An 18,185-nucleotide genomic window follows, 5' to 3' on the forward strand; every position below is an offset into this window, starting at 1 on the left:
TTATCCTCCAGTCGCTCAAATTTGGGTATTATGTACGAGATATGATACAGATCCCCAAAGACTTATAAGAATATTTTACTAAAAACATGTACTCAAAACAAGTATTCTAAGCGATTATGCACAAAAGTTGCTTCATGTTTTTCAATCTCTTATAGTAAGCCTTCATAATTGATTTTCGCACATTAAAGTGTTATAGTTTTTTCACAAGAATACATGATTTTAGGGGGTTCTACCTTTTATGAACAATATGACCTATGGTTTTATAGGCCTCGGGCTTATCGGCGGATCGATTGCCAGGGCGATAAAGGAAAATGAGCCGTCTTCAAAGATAATCGCATACACTCCGCACAGAGAAACCGTGGACACCGCTCATGCCGAAGGGATAATCGACGCTCCCCTTTATGAGATCGGCGCAGAATTCAGCGATTGCGATTATATCTTTTTGTGCGCTCCCGTTGAGTGCAACAATGATAACATCCAAAAGCTCCTTCCTTTTTTGAATAAGAAGACAACACTTACCGATATCGGAAGTGTCAAGAACGGAATACATGAGAAGATAAAAGAGCTCGGGCTCGAGGATCAGTTTATCGGCGGCCACCCAATGGCAGGTACCGAGAGGATAGGATTTAACAACTCGAAATCTTCTCTTTTGCAAAACGCTTATTACATTCTGACCAAGACAAGCGTCACTGATGAAGACAGGATAAAAAGATATTATGACCTCGTTAAGATGATCGGCGCGATCCCGCTTGTTGTGGAATACAGACAGCACGACTACATCACGGCTGCAATAAGTCACGTTCCGCATGTGATCTCCGCTTCGCTCGTCAACCTTGTAAAAGACAACGATTCGGAAGATGAGCTTATGAAGACGATCGCCGCGGGCGGATTTAAGGACATAACCAGAATATCTTCATCTTCTCCCGTTATGTGGCAGCAAATCTGCACTACAAACGCAGCGAATATCTCGGATCTTTTATCCAAATACATCGATTCTCTGTACGATATCAAACTTGCGATCGATGAAAAAGACAGCGAGAAACTCTTCGAATTCTTCTCAAAAGCAAGAGAATACAGAGAGTCATTTATAACAACATCAAGCGGGCCTATCCAGAAGGTTTACGCGATCAAAGTCGAGATTGACGATCATCCGGGCAGACTTGCCAAGGTTGCGACTCTTCTATCCGACAATGAGATAAACATCAAAAACATCGGTATCGTGCACAACAGGGAATACGAGCGCGGTACACTCAGAATCGAGCTCCACGATCAGGACGGCCTTGATAAAGCAGGCAAAGTTCTTGAAAAAAACGGTTATAACATCTATCTGTAAAAAACAAGGAGAGAGAGACTTACATGACTACATTAGAAAAAGCCAGAGGTCCATTAAGAGGGGAAGTTACCGTACCGGGTGACAAATCAATATCTCACAGAAGCATTATGTTCGGCGCTCTCGCTGAGGGCGACACAACAATCACGGGATTTCTTGAAAGCGCAGACTGTCTTTCAACCATCGATTGCTTCAGAAAGCTCGGAATATCGATTGACCGCGAAGAGGACGAATACAGAAACGCCAAGAAGATCACCGTTCACGGAAAAGGCCTGCACGGTCTCACCGCTCCCATCGAGACTCTTTATACAGGAAACAGCGGAACAACAACCCGCCTTATGTCAGGCATCCTTGCGGCACAGCCTTTCGATACATCTATCACAGGCGATTCTTCAATTGAGCAGCGCCCGATGAAAAGAGTTATCGATCCGCTCACGCTCATGGGTGCATCCATATCATCAGCCCGTGGAAACGGCTGCGCTCCGCTTAATATCGAAGGTGGAAAAGAGCTTAAGGGCATCGATTACACAAGTCCCGTTGCTTCAGCACAGGTAAAATCAGCGATCATCCTTGCAGGACTTTACGCAGAAGGTGACACGATCGTTCGCGAGCCCGCTCTTTCACGAAATCACACAGAGATAATGCTCTCCGCTTTCGGTGCGGACATCCACAACGAAGTTACGGATCTTGGAACGGCATCTGCCATTCTTCATCCCGGACGCCCGCTTAAAGGAATCGACATCAATGTTCCGGGCGATATTTCATCTGCCGCATACTTTATCGCAGCGGCGCTCGTAGTACCCGGTTCAGAACTTCTTATTAAGAACGTCGGTGTCAACAAGACCCGTGCAGGTATAATAAATGTTTTGAAAAAAATGGGAGCAGACATCACTCTCCTTAACGAAGATAATTCTCAGGAATCAAGAGCCGACATCCTTGTAAGATACAGTAAGCTCTGCGGAAACGAAAGCGGCAAGTTCATTATCGGCGGAAAAGACATTCCGACTATGATCGACGAACTTCCCGTAGTTGCAGTTCTTGCAGCAACAGCAGATTGTGAGACTGTTATCCGCGACGCTGCGGAGCTCAAGGTAAAAGAATCAAATCGTATCACTACAGTTGTCGAAAACCTCACGGCAATGGGTTGTGATGCCGAAGCAACAGACGATGGAATGATCATTCGCGGTGGCAAGCCTCTCTTTGGAGCAAACATCAATTGTCACGCCGATCACCGCCTTGCAATGAGCTTTGCGATCGCATCGCTCGTCGCCGAAGGCCCTACGGTCATCCAGGATTCCGAGTGCGTATCAATTTCATACCCGACCTTCTTTGAAGACCTGAAGGCACTGACAAGATAAAAAAGAGTCGCTTGCTTCCTATGATATAAAAATAAGGCTACCACACCTGCTTAGTGTGGTAGCCTTTTATAATATCTAAATTACTCGTTTCCGAAAAGATCTCGTGTATATACCTTATCAACTACATCCTGAAGATCGGGTGTAATTCTGTTTGCGATAATGAAGTCGCACTCTCTCTTGAACTCGTCGAGGTCGCGAACAACCTTTGAGTTAAAGAAGCTGTCTTCTTTGAGGGCGGGTTCGTAAACCACGCACTCGATGCCGCGCGATTTGATTCTCTTCATGATGCCCTGAATCGCAGACTGTCTGAAGTTATCGGAACCTGCTTTCATTGTAAGTCTGTAGACGCCGACCTTCTTGGGGTGAAGTGCCCATACTCTGTCTGCGATGAAATCTTTTCTCGTTCTGTTCGCATCAACGATCGCAGTGATGAGGTTATTCGGAACATCCTCATAGTTTGCGAGAAGCTGCTTGGTATCCTTTGGAAGGCAATATCCACCGTATCCAAAGGAAGGATTGTTGTAGAAATCTCCGATTCTCGGATCGAGGCAGACACCGTCGATTATGTTTCTGGTGTTAAGTCCCCTGACCTCAGCATATGTATCAAGCTCGTTAAAGAATGAAACTCTGAGTGCAAGATATGTATTGGCAAAAAGCTTAACAGACTCTGCCTCTGTCGTATTCATAAGAAGCGCCGGAATGTCTTTTTTCAAAGCTCCCTGAACAAGAAGGCTCTTAAACATTTCTGCCCTCTCCTCAGCTTCCTCTGAATCGGTATCATAACCCACAATAATTCTTGAAGGATAAAGATTATCGTAAAGCGCACGTCCCTCTCTCAGGAACTCGGGTGAAAAAAGAATATGATCCGTTTCATACTCTTCCATCACCGACTCGGTATAACCAACCGGAATCGTTGATTTGATAACAATAAACGCATCCGGATTTTCTCTTCTCACCTTATCAATAACGCTCTTAACAGAAGACGTATCGAAATAATTGAGCTTCTCATCGTAGTTTGTCGGAGTTGAAACAACAACAAACTCTGCATCCCTAACAGCCTGCGCAAGGTCGCAAGTTGCTGTAAGTCTCAAGTTTCCTTTCTTAAGATACTCTTCTATCTCCTTATCAACTATCGGTGAGATTCCCGAATTTATCATCTTAACTTTCTCAGGAACAATATCAACCGCAATAACATCATTGTACTGCGCCAGAAGAACCGACATCGCAAGTCCCACATATCCTGTTCCAACAACAGCTATCTTCATTCTATTTACCTCTGAATTCTCAGTATTTTTCTAAAGTCTTTTAGAGTCAAAACACTCCTGAACCATTTTAATAAAAAAAGGCAGGTAAAGCAAATTGTACGCGACATTATAGCTGCTGTTTCAGAATTTGAACGTCTCCTTAGGGCCAAGGTAAGACGGTGAAGGTTCCTCTCCTGCTTTATGTATCACCAATTTCTGAATAACGAAGTTTGGATCTACCGCATAAACATTGATATCATTGACACCGGCTTTAAGCTTCAGATCTGCTTCGACAACTCGCTTGTTTTCTGTAACAACCAAAGACCAATACGGATTTCCGTCGCCGACAGCAAAATCAGGCTCGATCATATTTATTTTATTTACATCTCCGTCATTCACGCCGATTCCGAAGTATATCACATTATCCCTTGAGTAAGGGTTGCTCGGATTGACATAGAGCTTAACTTTGTAATCGCCCTCTGAAGGAACTTTAACTTTATAAGTAAGCTTTGGATAATCCTTTTTGTCTTTTCCAAAAATAACATCCTGCGGATATGCCTTAACCGCATCAAGGCCTCTGCTGTAATCTTCTATAACTTCAAAACTTCCGCTTACTGAATCGGTTTTATTTGCATAGTCTACAGCATCGATTGAGATATAATTCATCAGCTCAAGCTTACCGGGCCATGTTCTCTTATGAAGCGGTGCATCTATCATCTTCTCGTTCATGTCGAGTGTTTTTCCAAGCCAGTAGAACGTGCCGTCGGCTTTTTCACCGCATCCGATATCGGACAAAGTATTTACCGGAAGCTTAATCACTACGTTTCCATCAGAGCAGTGAATGCATATTTCGGGTGTGACATCGCCCTTTTTGTACTTTTCCCTGTCCAGTCTGATCTTTAAGATCTTGATCGTATTAGGCGCAACAACTCCCTTTTCCTCTGATATAGCAAAGAACTCATTGGGATTTTCAATTTCGTAGCTGCAATCAACTCTTCCCGCAGTTGAAAGTATAAGTTCCGCCTCATCCTTTGAAGGATCGAGGAACGCATCTACAGCACCCACATGTCCTGTCCAGAATTTTCCTTCCGTGTAAAAGTCAGAGCCCTTTACCGAGACTATAAGTCTTTCTTTGTTTGCAGGTTCAAAAGTATGGATCACAGGGTACTTGCATCCTTCTTCGCACCAGTCATTAAATCCTATGTGCTCTGAAAGCCCCATTCCGTACCACTTTCCGTCTTCGATCGTATGAAGTTCATCTACAATCTTTCTGTCATATGCGATGCAATCATCTATTTTCTTTGCAAGAGTCATTGCATAAGTACTTCCCTGTTCCGCAAAAGCATGGTTCAAAGTTGTAAGAAGCCACATCTTCTGAACATTGAGATTTGCGGTAAGCGGAAGCCATATAAGTTCATAGAAAACAAATCTTGTATTGCCTTCAAGGTTATTTAAAAGCTCATCGGCATCCGCCATGAGATTCTCAATTTTTTCAAGCGTATCAAATGTCTCGTTATAAGCAAAAGGCGCATAGACTTTATCATTCATAGCCTCAGTTCTTCTGCTTGAAGTTATCCTTGTATAGCCTTCAAGAAGCTCTGCGCACTTATCCATGTCAGCCGCAGAAAGCTTGCCATCGAAATTCTGCTTAACTATAAGCTTTGTATATTCTTTTGCACTCTTTGGATTAGAAGTTCCATAGCGGTCAAAATCATATGCCAAATCCAGGAAGTATCCCAGAGGATATTCGTTACTGAAGACATCACCGACATTGACAATCCAAAGATCCCTTATACCAAAGTCATAGGCTGTCGTCATCTGCTCCCAGACCTTGGAAAGATGCGATGTATTAAACCATTCAAATGACACCGGAAGACCATGATAATCAAAATGATAGTACATTCCGTATCCGCCCTTATGGCTTCTCATTTCTTCTGTGGGCACGGTCCTTAAATTTCCGTGATTATCATCACAGAGCATAAGTGTTACGCCATCCAATTCAGGATCGCCCATGAGACCTTCCGTATTCTCATCGCCGTAGAAATAGGGTTCTACCTCCTTATAAAGCGCAAGCATTCTCGGAACTTCGTCGAGGTTCTCATTTACATTTTCCCTTATCAGTCTGTTCTGAGTTGAAAGAACTTTCCTTAAAAGATCGATATTATCCTTTAAAGTAGCCTCCGCTCCCATGATAGCGGTATCAGCTTCGCCTCTCATACCGACGGTAATCACATTCTCAAACTTACCGCTTCTCTTAAGACCGTCTTCCCAGAAACGTGTTATACCTTTCTCGTTGGTAAGGAAATTCCATGCATCACCATATATAGAATCCTTGCCCCTAAGGTACTTATACTCTTCTCCCTGTCTTAAGCACGGTTCATGATGGCTCATTCCCATTACCACTCCGAGCTCGTCGGCAAGAATCGCATTCTCAAGTCCCGGACCGTCGTCAGGGAATATAGCTGTCCACATGGCAGGCCACAGATAATTACCCTTAAGTCTTAACAACAGTTCAAAAACATGTTCATATACTTTGGCATTAAAACCGCCGAATCTCTTATTACAGAAATTTCCGAAAGCCGGCCACTCATCATTAATAAAAAATCCTCTAAACTTAACTGATGGCTCTTTTGAGATCATGCAGTAATCAGAAGGAATTTTGAATTCATCTGTTTTAACGGGCTTTACGTCAAGCCAATCGATAAAAGGAGATACACCGAGCATCTCGGAGAGCTTGAACATTCCGTAGATTGCTCCACGCTTATCGCTTCCAACAATAACAAGAGCATCACCTACAACTGTAATCTTATAGACTTCTCTTTTTTCCTCAATATCAGATGTATCAACGCCAAGCCCTGCTATAAGCGCATCGCCGACAGTTCCTACATATATAGGACTTTCTGAAGCCTTTTCCTCATGTACTTGGGGCGCACTTCCAAAAACCGCCTCCATATCGCCGGAAATCTTCGCAGCAATCTTCTTAATGCCGCTCAATGCATCTTTATCATAAATGATCGCATTTCCACCATTTTCAATCTTAGCCCTTGAAATAATAAAATCCATAAATAGTCCATCCTTTTTAGTTGCCTTGTATATATATACAAATTAATTATTTGCATCTTATCACGTAGCATGGCCCTATTCAATGATGAAATCTCCAAAAATCCTGCTTAACTATTCGCTTTCATATAGAACACCGGTATAATTTGCTACCTTAATCCCATATTTTTGTTCCTCAGTGAATCCATATTGAAGTTGTCCTCTAAACCACTTCCCATCAATATACTCCTCGTAATCTACTGAATCTTTCACCTCCTCTTCACTACTATAATTCACTTTAACACTCTTTATCATTTGAGCCGGCTTCTTGGCAACAGCAAAAGCCACTAAAGCTGATACAGATAAAACAGTCACAACAATTATAAATAACGATTTTTTGCTATTAGCAATGGGTTTTGCCAGAATATTTTTGAAGCGATTTTTTAATGTTTTTTCTGTTACCAACGCTTCCCCAAATAACATTCCTTGTTCTCTCGGTGTATTATTCAATATCACATTCGCATATATCTTTTTTTCTTCAAATGACATTTGCTTTGTCACTCTTTCATCACACGCGTATTCGCAACTATATTTTAGTTGTCTATAATAATAATATGCCAATGGGTTTAGCCATAAAATATACAGAAAAAATTTCGATATCATCATCCACAACGGATCATTATTTTCACAATGTGATAACTCATGATGTATTACATAACTGCTACCATACGCCCCGCCCTCCGGTAACACTATCTTTTTATTTATTATTCCAAAACAAAAAGGGGTCTTCGCCTTATCCCATGAACAAACCGTAACATCCTGTTTGTCTATCACACCAGCATATTTTTGAGTAATCTCTTTACTTTTAGTAATTTTTTTAGAAATTATAATGTAATAAAGAATGTAATGTAATATAAAAAGCGCTACGAATGCACAATAAACTCCAACTATATATGATACTTTTTCTATACTCAAACAACTATTCAATGTTTTTTGCGCTTTAATAGCTGTTTCCCCAATAATCCGATTACCCGTGTTTAACTTTCTAAGAAAATATACCACTATCATAAACGCAGTAGTTATAAATGGTAACAATCTCCGAATACAATACTGCCTATTATATGAAATAGATTTTCTAAAAATGAAAAAAAGTGTTTCTAACAAAACAACCATTATTCCAAAAAACAGATAAAAAACCACAGCCCATTCAACTATTCTCGCTGTCATTACTTTTCCTCCTGTTGCTCTCTTATCCACTTTTCCAATTCAATCGCTTTTGAATCTGAAATTGCGCCATCTGTTAAAGCAACAAAAAAACTTGACAATGATCCTCCAAACACCTCTTTAATAAATCTTTTTGCCTCTATTCCTGCCAGCTCAAAAGTATTATATTGAGGTTTGTAATATTTAATATGCTTAATTATCTCGCTCTTAATTACACCTTTGCTTTCTAATCTGGCAAGAAGAGTTGATACAGTCTGGATTTTCCATTCTATCCCCAGTCTAATTAAAACTTCTTGCAACTCTTTTGCTGTAATAGATTTCTGCATTTTACATAAAACTTCTAATACTTCTTTTTCTGCATTTGATAAATTTTTCATCACTTTTTCCCTTAAAAATAATAACTACATTTTTGTAGTTATACCTTACTACAAAAATGTAGTTATTGTCAATAAACCGTTAATTGTTTTTGCAACACAGCCACCATAATGCATCTATATACATTTCTATCTATACTTTTTTGCAATCATAATATCTATACAATGCTTATGCGGCATGCCTCCACTGTTACAATCAAAAATCACTTCATCCATCCGGAATAATTCCCAGTCATGATAATACGTAAATATCTCACCTGATTTCCACGGATAGCGATTTACTTTTTTATTCTTGTCATTCACTTCAATAAAAGGTTTATCTACAAAAACCTTTATCGCATTTAATCCTTCCTCGTTGGTGTGCTCTTTTAAGTGTTCTGTTATTTCTGTTCTAAACTCAGGTCTCATGTAGTCAAATACACCGCTGCTAAAGATAATGTCATAATTCTCTTTCAATCTGTAATCATTAAGATCCGCCTGAAAAAAATCTACATTCACGCCGAACTTTTCTGCCAGCCGTTTTCCCTTTTCTATGCCGTCGATTGACAGATCAAACGCTGTCACCTCATATCCGTTTCTTGCAAAAAACACAGCATCTTTCCCCTCTCCACATCCAATATCAAGCACCTTCAGCGGTTTAACCGGAGGCTTCATCTTCATGATCTCATAGCAAATTTCATTTGGTTGTATCCCCCAGTAATACTCATCTTCTTTGTATCTGTCATCATAATAACCGTGAGTTTTGAATTCATAACCAAGCAACGCATCCGACGAAGTATTCAGTACTCCGGCTATTATCGGCAACAATTCTATCTCCGGATAACTCACGCCTTTTTCCCACTTTGATACTGCCTGAAAAGACACATGAAGTTTATCGGCAAGCGCCTGCTGCGTTAAGCCAAGCTCTTTTCTTTTTGTCATGATCACATTTCCTATATTCATCTATTTTCTCCTCCATAAATGCATTATTGAATATAATCAAGTCTGCACTCCTCCACAGCTAAATGCATGTTTTCAGACGTTTTTGTTAAATACATAATACTTCATGCACTCAGAATATCCTATAACTTATCTGTTTAGTTTAGCCAAGCATTTCTACCGGCAGTTGAAAAAATCTCGTTGAAGCACTTTTTCCTTGCGATATGACTTTTTCTAACAAAATCAATTTAAAAAGTCATGTCCTCCCCTTACTTTTCATTACAATTATCACCTGTCGCATGACTTTTTTAGTATTATTTCTTAAAAAAGTCATACCTCCCCCTTTCTTTTCATTACAATTGTCGCTTGCCGCATGACTTTTTTGAGTATTATTTCTAAAAAAAGTCATGTCACGCCATCATTAGCTTCTACATCCTCATCAAGCATATATTTTTCTCATCCAATCGCCACCTTCCGCTTCCAAAAATGTATTACCTTTGCCGGCGCAGTCCTCAGAATCAGCGCAGGGAGCCTTTCTATAAGCGAAACAGACCTGTACGGCCATATGGCGTAGCCAGCCGGGCGGTATCAGTTTGAAAATGCGAAGATTCGGACAAACAAGCTGCAAGGAGCTTTTCTATAAGCTGAACAGACCTGTATGGCCATTTGGCGTAGCCTTTTCGTGTGTTGCTACATTCAAGAACGTAAAAAGGAAGAGCTGCATATTCTGTTCTCGCTCCAACTGTTTGAGCCCATTTATGGGCGAGTTTTGGAGCGAAGAATATGCAGCTCTGAGTTTTTATGTCTTGAATGTCAACACGCGAAATGGCTACACCAAATGGCCATACAGGTCGTCCGCTATAAAAAGCCCCCGCGGCTGAATACTCCGCGAGGGCTCCACACAATACAATTATCTGCTGTTCCTGTTTTTGAAGTAAGCGAACAGACTCTGCAAAATTATGAAGAAGCACAAAAGCGCTGCCGTCATAATGTTACTCCAGCTTGATAAAAGCTTTCCGTTGGTTGTTACAAGCGTCGAGATCGTTCCGTTTATGAGAACACCAAAGAGCGATCCGATAACGTTGCCGACACCGCCTGTAAGAAGCGTTCCACCGATAACCGCTGATGCGATCGCATTCATCTCGAAACCGAGCGCCTGCTGAACAGAACCTGACATAGTGTTGAGGCAGTAACAGATTCCTCCGATAGAGCAAAGGAATGAGGAAAGCATGTAAGCCTTCATCTTTGTAGCCTTAACATTAAGTCCCATCATTGTAGCCGACTGCTGGTTTCCGCCAACCGCATACAGACTTCTTCCAAACTTTGTATATTTAAGTATGAAGAAAATAAGTGCCACAACCAAAAGTGCTATAACTACCGTAGGTCTGATAAAAGGAACTACCGTCTTGCCTTTTTTATTTACATATCCGAGAAACTTCGGAAGATTGATCTTGGCATTTGCCCATTTGTAAAACGTAGGATTCATCTGCTGTGTGATTGAAATCTGATCGGTACAGATAACCGCCGTCATGCCTCTTGCAAAGAACATTCCCGCCATGGTAATGATAAACGGCTGAATCTTGAGGTAACCAATCAAAAATCCCTGTACAGCACCGAATACAAGTCCAATAACAAGTATTAGTATGATAAGCGGAATACAGGGCCACCCCTTAACGCCCATTCCGTAAGCAAGTATCATACAATCCATAGCTACAAGCGATCCTACGGAAATATCAATTCCGCCGGTGAGCATTACACATGTCATTCCGCATGCAACGCAGATAAGTCCCGCGTTGGTAATAAGTAGATTCAAAAAAGTCTGTACATGCGTAAATCCTTTAGCCGAGTAAACAACACATCCTACCGCATACATCACAACAAAAAGGACTATGGTGATCAAAAGGAGCAGCGTGTTTCCGCTGAATTTCTTTAAACTCTTCATGCCTCCTGACCTCCTTCCGTCTTAAGTGCTTTTCTTTTTGCCTCAGTGTTTGCGATCCACTCTTTAAATGTAGGTGCCTGAACAACTACGATGATCACAACTATGATAGCCTTAACAACAGGCGCCTGGTCGGTCGAAACACCCATAGCAAGAAGGGTTGTCGTGATAGCCTGAATTGTATATGCTCCAATTACCGAACCGGCAAGATTGAATTTACCTCCGCCAAGTGAATTACCACCGAGCGCTACCGCAAGGATGGCATCAAGCTCGTAGTTAAGTCCTATGTTGTTTGAATCTGCGGAATAGATACGGCTACTTGCGACCATTCCCGCAATTCCTGCACAAAGACCGCAGATCACATAGCAGACAAAGCATATCATCGCTGAATTTATACCGGAGATTCTGGCAGCTCTGCTGTTAATACCTGCTGACTGAACGTACAATCCAAGTGCAGTCTTTTTTAGCAGTAACATCACAACCGCTATAACAACGATCGTAACGAAGATAGCCGTCGGAATAGGACAGCCCGGTATGAAATTACCAAGGTACTTATAAGGCTCGTATCTGATGTATGTGATCTGGTTGTTACACATAAGAAGGCCGATGGCTCTCGCCGCTGTGAAAAGAATAAGTGTAGCGACCATAGGCTGAATCTTTAATTTAGCAACAAGTGCACCGTTCATGGCGCCGCACAAACCGCCGAGGAAAATTCCGAAAAGGATTCCCACTCCCATCGGAACTGCAAGTTCTGTGGTTGAGTTGACACCGTAGCCTGCAAGCATCATACAAGTTCCGCAAGCCGATAAACTCATAACAGAACCTACAGAGATATCAGTTCCTGCCGACACCGCAACTACAAGTGTCTGCCCCACTGCAAGAATCGCTATCTCACTTCCTCTGTTCAATATATCTATAAGTCTTCCATACAACACTCCATGTTGAATACCTATACTAAAAAAAGCCGGATTCTTTATCAAATTTATAAGAAGAACCAAAAGAAGGCAGAAGAAGGGCAAAAATAACTGCTGCTTCGTTAGTTTCTTTATTTTATCCATTACTTCTCACCTCCCGCGATCGCACTCATTACACTCTCCTGCGTCATCTCTCCGTCGATTTCCCCAACCTTTTCGCCGTCTCTCATAACGCACATTCTGGTGCAGGTACGAAGCATCTCTTCTATCTCAGAAGAAATGAATACTACGCTCATTCCCTCTTGAGCAAATTGCAAAATAAGCTTCTGGAACTCTGTCTTTGTTCCGATGTCGATACCTCTTGTCGGCTCATCGAGGATAAGGAAATCAGGATGAGTGCACAGCCATCTTGCAAGAATAACCTTCTGCTGATTTCCGCCCGAAAGCTGTGAAAGAGGTGTTTCTCTACTCGCAGTCTTGATCTGAAGCATATCTATAAACTTGTCCGCGATCTCAATCTGTTTTGCTCTTGATACTTTCTTAAACATTCCGTTTCTTGCCTGAAGTGCAAGAATTATGTTATCTCTTACCGAAAGATCACCGATACATCCGTCGGCTTTTCTGTCATCGGGAAGATATGCCATACCTTCCTTTATTGCGTCGATAGGCGCCTTTATATTGATCTCTTTTCCCTTCATGTACTCTTTACCGGTCTGAGCCTTGTCTGCACCGTAGATGCAGCGCACCATCTCGCTTCGACCGCTTCCCAAAAGACCTGTAACTCCGACTACTTCGCCCTTATGAATCTCAAAGTCAAAAGGCTTTACTGTTCCCTTATGGCTGAGTCCTTCGGCTTTAAGCATGATCTCGGGATTTATCTCAACATTACCCTCGGGTTTGATAGCCGCAAGATCGTCAAAATCCTTACCGAGCATGGCAGCTACCAGCTTAACTCTCGGAAGTTCGCTTATAGAATAATCTCCTACAAAGCTTCCGTTTCTCATAACCGTGATCCTGTCGCAGACTGCATAAACCTGCTCTAGGAAATGGGTAACGAATATGATTCCTACTCCTTTTGCCTTAAGATCTCTCATTACGTCAAAGAGCTTTTCAACCTCGTTGTCATCAAGAGACGATGTCGGCTCATCGAGAATGAGTACCTTACATTCCATATCCACTGCTCTTGCAATAGCAATCATCTGCTGGATCGCAAGTGAGTAATTCTCCAAAGCCAGTGTCACATCGATAGATATGCCAAGGCTGTCCATTATTTCTTTTGCCCGCTTATTCATTGAACGCCAATCTACGGTACCGAACTTGGTAACAGGTTCGCGTCCGATGAAAAGATTTTCTGCAACAGAGAGGTTCGGACAAAGATTGACCTCCTGATAAACCGTTGCAATTCCTACTTTCTGTGCATCCTCTGTAGAGTGGTTAAAAACATTTCCTTCCACACCCTGCACGTAAACCTCGCCGGCATCACGCTCGTACACGCCCGTGAGACATTTTATGATGGTAGACTTTCCTGCGCCGTTTTCGCCCATCAGTGCGTGAATCTCGCCTTTATGAAGTGTAAGCTGTGCGTGATTGAGTGCTATGACACCGGGAAAGGCTTTCACTATGTCACGCATAACAATAAGTTCATTCTGCTCCATAAAATAATACCCTTCTCTTATTGAATAATTAGGGTAGTTCTCGCGAACTACCCTATAAGTTTTTCTATAATCAAATCTCTATAATCAGTACGCTTCATCAACAGTTGCTTTATCAACTACGATAAGGGGTTCTGTTACATCCTTGCCTGAATTGTTCTTGTAAGAAATGTCCTTAAGAACATCCTCTGATACGAACCAAGGCTCTTCCATGAATGTCTGCTTCTCAACTGTCTGTCCGCCCTGAAGAGCCTGTATTATCTTAAGGCAATCAGGTCCCTGAAGAGGATTGCACTGGAAGTCTGCGTTGATCTCTTTGTCGAGAACCTTCTGAAGACCTGCGGTACAAGCATCGAATGAGATAACGATTACATCGCCGTCAACACCGTATGAAACGCCTGCTGCCTTCATTGCATCGATAGCACCGAATGCTTCGTTATCGTTCTGGCAGATAACAACGTTGAACTTGCCTGCATATGACTTGCAGTAAGACTCCATAACCTTCTGTCCGCCTTCCTGTGTGAAGTCACCTGTCTGTGAATCAAGAAGCTTCCATCCTTCTGAATCTACGAACTGATGGAATCCCTTTGTACGTCCGATCTCAGCTGAAGAACCTGTTGTTCCTGTGATCTCAAGGATATTAAGTTCTTTGATGCCCTTTGCCTCTGCGTAAGCCTTAAGCCATGCACCTGCTGCAAGACCTTCGTTTGTGAACTCAGAACCTACCCATGAAACATATTTATCTGAATCATCGATCGTACGGTCAATTACTATAACAGGAATGCCTGCATCATCAGCCTCTGTAAGTACTGTATCCCAACCTGTTGATACGATGGGGTCAATAACGATGTAATCAACGTCCTGCTCGATAAAGTTACGAACTGCCTCAAGCTGTGCTGCCGAATCGTTATCACAATCTACAAACTGAAGATCGATGCCGTTCTCACTGGAAAGAGCTGCCTTAACTGAATTTGTTGAAGCTGTACGCCAATCTGACTCGTGTCCAACCTGTGCAAATCCGACTGTTATTGACTCTCCGTCTGCTGCCGGTGCTGCTCCGGTATCATCGGCTGTATCTGCCGTTGCTTCCGTTGCATCTGTGGCATCGGTAGCTGCCGTTGTATCCGCTGCGCCTGATCCGCCGCATCCTACAAGCATCGAAACCGACATTGCTGTAGCCATAATAGTTGCCAATACTTTCTTCTTCATACTTTGTACCCTCCATTTAATATATAAATGTTGAATGAATGTTTCTTATACACATTTTACTTATGACCCGCATGTATTCATAGGATTTAGAGGCACCTTGCACAATTTTCTAACTTTTGACAATACAAATTCAGGTGCTATACTCTTATAAAAAGTACAAATTTGAAATGAGCTACTTTTAGAAATACTTTTGGTTGAATTTCTTTATATTTGAATAAAATTTTTTGGATTATATTGGAAAAAACTCCGGGAAATTATCTGATAGTTTTGATAAAGACTTATAAATTTACGCAGAATATTTTTTATGATCAAAAGAATACAAATTTTTTTACCCATTTTTTTATTAAAAGGCGAAGAAAAAAATGACAAAACAGGAAAATATTACAAAAAAAATAAAAAAAGAAATCTCACAAAGACTTCTTTCAGGTAAAATGGCGCTTCCGACCGAAAAAGAGTTGTGTGAAAAATACTCCTGCAGCCGCCAGACCATAAGAAAGGTGCTGTCAAACCTAAAAGAAGAGAAACTTATCAACTCCCACCAAGGAAGCGGATATTATCTTACAGGCCTAAATCCGGACGCGGGAAGAAACCACATCTGTCTTCTTTTTGCAAGACCTGACGAATATATTTATCCTTCTCTTATCTACGATATCGAAAAGAACATCTCTTCAGGAAGCGACATTCCTCTTTCCGTCTCCGTTTCCGAGACTCAGTCCGACTTTTTCAGGGAAAGAAACATTCTGAAAGACCTTCTTAAGAATCCTCCGCTGGTTATTTTATCCGAATGCTTTTCGCTTATGGATAATCCAAACCACGATTTATACGAAGCTCTTGAAAAGAAAGGATGCTCCGTCATCTTCCTCTACGGAACCTACCGAAACATGCCGGATTCCCCCTCCATAACGGAAGGAGCATACGATGCCGCATACAATCTTGTTATGCAGCTTCATATAAGCGGATACCGCAGGATCTCAGGCGTTTTCAAAAATACCAATCCTCAGGACTCTTCCATGATATCCGGCTTCATCTCTGCCCTCAGAGACCTTGACCTTGATTTTGGTAAAAAAAGATATGTGATCGAAGATGCTCCCACATCCGATATCAGGGCCCTATGCAAAGAATCCGACGCAGTTTTATTCGGAAGCGACGAACTTGCCTATCCGCATGTAAAGGCACTTAGAGACAAGAAGCTCATAAATCTTAAGGAAAAGAAAGTATACAGCTTTGACAACAGCTATCTTTCACAGGTAAATTCTTTTCGCATAAAAAGCTTTTCCCACCGCGGAAAGACACTTTCCTATACTATCGCCAAAAGAATTCTTTCTACAATAAAAGGACAACCGAAAGTCTCGATTGTCCTTCCCTATCAGCTGTTTTGATTTCTGTATTCTCTCGGTGACATCCCGTACATCTTCCTGAATACAAAGCTGAAATAGTGTGAATCCTTATATCCTACCGCAGCGGCAACATCCGCCGTATGCATCCTCTCTTTTGCAAGAAGCTCTCTTGCCTTTTCAAGGCGCTTTGCCGTAAGGAATTTCACGAATGTCGTGTCCATCTCCTTACTAAAGACCGTGCTCAGATAGCTGCTGTTGACAGAAAGCGCCTCCGCAACATCAACCAGCGTACAGCTCTCATTCATGTAATTTTCATCAATATATTCAATGGCATCGCTGATAAGCTTATTTCCTCTCTTATTTGAAGCGCTGTCCCTAAGTTCAAGCGCGCTCTTAAGAAGCGACACCATAAACTCCTCAACCTGCTTACTCTTGATCTCATATCCCTCTTTAAGTGAAAAGAGATTCTCATCGATGTCCTTTTTCGAAACACCGCTCGATTCAAGGAAACTGCTCGCAGCAAACAATGAATTGAGCACAAAGAAATTCCTAAACACATGGCTCTTTAAGGCATCACCCAGACTTGTGAGATATTCGGATACAAATTCCCCGATCTCACTCTCAGTTCCCGTAGAAAGAAATCCCTTAAGAACCGCACTGTCAACCTTTGAGCTGTCTATATTCTCGATGGAACCGTCATTCTGAGCGGATGTGTACTTCGCCGTAGTATCTTCCGTAAGTACATGCGTATCCTGCACAAAGTACCTGCATGCAAATGCATGATTTACAAGATTAAAGCACTTAACAAGCGCGCTGAACCTCTCAACTGGCTTACCAGCCGAAACATACCACTCTATCTTGTCATCCTTATCCTCGCAGATCTCCGTGATCTTAGAAACGCCTTTTTCCACGTAATCCGCAACAATATCTTTTTCGCCCTTAACAATAACTATGTAAGTGTTCAGCGACCATCTCGAAAGTATATATGCGGGGAACCTAAGGAAATAACTCATAAGTTCCTCGAGCGCCCTGCAATACTGAACGGAGCCTATTTCCTCAAATGGCTTCTCTTTATCTTTTATGGAAAAAAGAATGAGACTGAATGCCGAAGCCGTAATATCAAGCGAAAGCTTCCCCGCTTCGACATAGATGTCCTTTACAGGCATCGTACCGGTAAGAACTTTTTCAAAAAACTCTCTCCTTTGAAGCTGCTCATACTCCTGCGTCTCCATCTGATATTGCATCAGATATCCTTGCTGAGTGCGCTCTTTCTCAATCTTCTCTTTTACACTGTCGAGAACTTCCTTCATTCCCGACTTTGTGATCGGCTTTGAGATATACTGATCGACGCCCTCTTTGATAGCTCTTTTTGCATATTCAAAATCATCGTACCCGCTCATGATGACAATACGCATTGACGGAAATTCTTTTTTCACGATATGACTAAGTGACAGGCCGTCCATAAAAGGCATCTTGATATCCGTTATAAGAACATCCGGCGCCGTCTTCCTGATAAGCGGAAGCGCCATCTCGCCGTCACTAGCTTCTCCGACAAAGTTAAACCCGTACTCCTTCCATGGTATGTTGTTTCTGAGGCTCTCCCTCACAACACTTTCATCCTCCACAAGAAAAACCTTAAGCATACTA

At 41.9% G+C, this 18,185-nt stretch carries 13 protein-coding genes; 3 read left to right on the plus strand and 10 right to left on the minus strand.

What is annotated here, in order from left to right; translation table 11 throughout:
* The first annotated feature begins 238 nt into the window (after positions 1 to 238).
* Both G628_RS0112375 and aroA read left to right on the plus strand, forming a co-directional pair.
* Positions 239 to 1,333 carry a prephenate dehydrogenase/arogenate dehydrogenase family protein gene (locus G628_RS0112375; RefSeq protein WP_026666987.1) on the plus strand — a complete coding sequence of 365 codons (1,095 nt, stop codon included), beginning with the start codon at positions 239 to 241 and terminating at the stop codon, positions 1,331 to 1,333.
* A gap of 23 nt (positions 1,334 to 1,356) precedes the next feature.
* A complete protein-coding gene (aroA, locus tag G628_RS0112380; protein WP_026654428.1) occupies positions 1,357 to 2,688 on the plus strand; it encodes a 3-phosphoshikimate 1-carboxyvinyltransferase in 1,332 nt (443 codons plus the stop codon).
* Between the two features lie 80 nt (positions 2,689 to 2,768).
* Here the strand turns inward: aroA and G628_RS0112385 are convergent, their stop codons facing one another.
* From G628_RS0112385 to G628_RS0112435, 9 genes are all read right to left on the minus strand, one after another.
* Positions 2,769 to 3,953, minus strand: a complete 1,185-nt coding sequence (locus G628_RS0112385) for a nucleotide sugar dehydrogenase (RefSeq protein WP_027209263.1) — start codon at positions 3,951 to 3,953, stop codon at positions 2,769 to 2,771.
* Positions 3,954 to 4,073: 120 nt separating this feature from the next.
* On the minus strand, positions 4,074 to 6,995 hold the full coding sequence (locus G628_RS0112390) for a glycosyl hydrolase 115 family protein (RefSeq protein ID WP_027209264.1): 2,922 nt from the start codon (positions 6,993 to 6,995) through the stop codon (positions 4,074 to 4,076).
* Between the two features lie 111 nt (positions 6,996 to 7,106).
* Positions 7,107 to 8,198: a M56 family metallopeptidase gene (locus G628_RS0112395; RefSeq protein ID WP_026666984.1), complete on the minus strand. Its 1,092-nt coding sequence runs from the start codon at positions 8,196 to 8,198 to the stop codon at positions 7,107 to 7,109.
* Positions 8,198 to 8,572, minus strand: a complete 375-nt coding sequence (locus tag G628_RS17425; RefSeq protein ID WP_051199197.1) for a BlaI/MecI/CopY family transcriptional regulator — start codon at positions 8,570 to 8,572, stop codon at positions 8,198 to 8,200. The genes G628_RS0112395 and G628_RS17425 overlap by 1 nt, the downstream gene beginning before the upstream one ends.
* Positions 8,573 to 8,698: 126 nt before the next feature.
* Positions 8,699 to 9,511: a methyltransferase domain-containing protein gene (locus G628_RS0112405; protein WP_027209265.1), complete on the minus strand. Its 813-nt coding sequence runs from the start codon at positions 9,509 to 9,511 to the stop codon at positions 8,699 to 8,701.
* Positions 9,512 to 10,397: 886 nt separating this feature from the next.
* Positions 10,398 to 11,429: an ABC transporter permease subunit gene (locus G628_RS0112420; protein ID WP_027209267.1), complete on the minus strand. Its 1,032-nt coding sequence runs from the start codon at positions 11,427 to 11,429 to the stop codon at positions 10,398 to 10,400.
* Positions 11,426 to 12,484 (minus strand): ABC transporter permease, encoded by a 1,059-nt coding sequence (locus tag G628_RS0112425; RefSeq protein WP_026654425.1) that lies wholly within the window; start codon positions 12,482 to 12,484, stop codon positions 11,426 to 11,428. Before G628_RS0112425 ends, G628_RS0112420 begins: the two co-directional genes overlap by 4 nt.
* Positions 12,484 to 13,995: a sugar ABC transporter ATP-binding protein gene (locus G628_RS0112430; RefSeq protein ID WP_026654424.1), complete on the minus strand. Its 1,512-nt coding sequence runs from the start codon at positions 13,993 to 13,995 to the stop codon at positions 12,484 to 12,486. The genes G628_RS0112425 and G628_RS0112430 overlap by 1 nt, the downstream gene beginning before the upstream one ends.
* 84 nt (positions 13,996 to 14,079) lie before the next feature.
* Positions 14,080 to 15,201 carry an ABC transporter substrate-binding protein gene (locus G628_RS0112435; protein ID WP_027209268.1) on the minus strand — a complete coding sequence of 374 codons (1,122 nt, stop codon included), beginning with the start codon at positions 15,199 to 15,201 and terminating at the stop codon, positions 14,080 to 14,082.
* A 362-nt stretch (positions 15,202 to 15,563) separates the two neighbouring features.
* Here G628_RS0112435 and G628_RS0112440 point away from each other — a divergent pair, with 362 nt between their 5' ends.
* Positions 15,564 to 16,580 carry a GntR family transcriptional regulator gene (locus G628_RS0112440; RefSeq protein WP_027209269.1) on the plus strand — a complete coding sequence of 339 codons (1,017 nt, stop codon included), beginning with the start codon at positions 15,564 to 15,566 and terminating at the stop codon, positions 16,578 to 16,580.
* Here G628_RS0112440 and G628_RS0112445 read toward each other — a convergent pair.
* Complete coding sequence (locus G628_RS0112445) at positions 16,568 to 18,181, minus strand: response regulator transcription factor (RefSeq protein WP_027209270.1); 1,614 nt, start codon at positions 18,179 to 18,181, stop codon at positions 16,568 to 16,570. The two genes, G628_RS0112440 and G628_RS0112445, sit on opposite strands and share 13 nt — an antisense overlap.
* Between the last annotated feature and the right edge of the window lie 4 nt (positions 18,182 to 18,185).

The organism is Butyrivibrio hungatei NK4A153 (assembly GCF_000424465.1).
Taxonomy (GTDB): Bacteria; Bacillota; Clostridia; order Lachnospirales; family Lachnospiraceae; genus Butyrivibrio; species Butyrivibrio hungatei_A.

Bases quoted from the DNA above. Each gene is read 5' to 3' on its own strand.
- G628_RS17425 (WP_051199197.1), bottom strand. From the start codon at position 8,572: ATGAAAAATTTATCAAATGCAGAAAAAGAAGTATTAGAAGTTTTATGT.
- G628_RS0112375 (WP_026666987.1), top strand. From the start codon at position 239: ATGAACAATATGACCTATGGTTTTATAGGCCTCGGGCTTATCGGCGGA.
- G628_RS0112430 (WP_026654424.1), bottom strand. From the start codon at position 13,995: ATGGAGCAGAATGAACTTATTGTTATGCGTGACATAGTGAAAGCCTTT.
- G628_RS0112420 (WP_027209267.1), bottom strand. From the start codon at position 11,429: ATGAAGAGTTTAAAGAAATTCAGCGGAAACACGCTGCTCCTTTTGATC.
- G628_RS0112390 (WP_027209264.1), bottom strand. From the start codon at position 6,995: ATGGATTTTATTATTTCAAGGGCTAAGATTGAAAATGGTGGAAATGCG.
- G628_RS0112405 (WP_027209265.1), bottom strand. From the start codon at position 9,511: ATGAATATAGGAAATGTGATCATGACAAAAAGAAAAGAGCTTGGCTTA.
- G628_RS0112395 (WP_026666984.1), bottom strand. From the start codon at position 8,198: ATGACAGCGAGAATAGTTGAATGGGCTGTGGTTTTTTATCTGTTTTTT.
- G628_RS0112445 (WP_027209270.1), bottom strand. From the start codon at position 18,181: ATGCTTAAGGTTTTTCTTGTGGAGGATGAAAGTGTTGTGAGGGAGAGC.
- G628_RS0112440 (WP_027209269.1), top strand. From the start codon at position 15,564: ATGACAAAACAGGAAAATATTACAAAAAAAATAAAAAAAGAAATCTCA.
- G628_RS0112425 (WP_026654425.1), bottom strand. From the start codon at position 12,484: ATGGATAAAATAAAGAAACTAACGAAGCAGCAGTTATTTTTGCCCTTC.
- G628_RS0112385 (WP_027209263.1), bottom strand. From the start codon at position 3,953: ATGAAGATAGCTGTTGTTGGAACAGGATATGTGGGACTTGCGATGTCG.
- aroA (WP_026654428.1), top strand. From the start codon at position 1,357: ATGACTACATTAGAAAAAGCCAGAGGTCCATTAAGAGGGGAAGTTACC.
- G628_RS0112435 (WP_027209268.1), bottom strand. From the start codon at position 15,201: ATGAAGAAGAAAGTATTGGCAACTATTATGGCTACAGCAATGTCGGTT.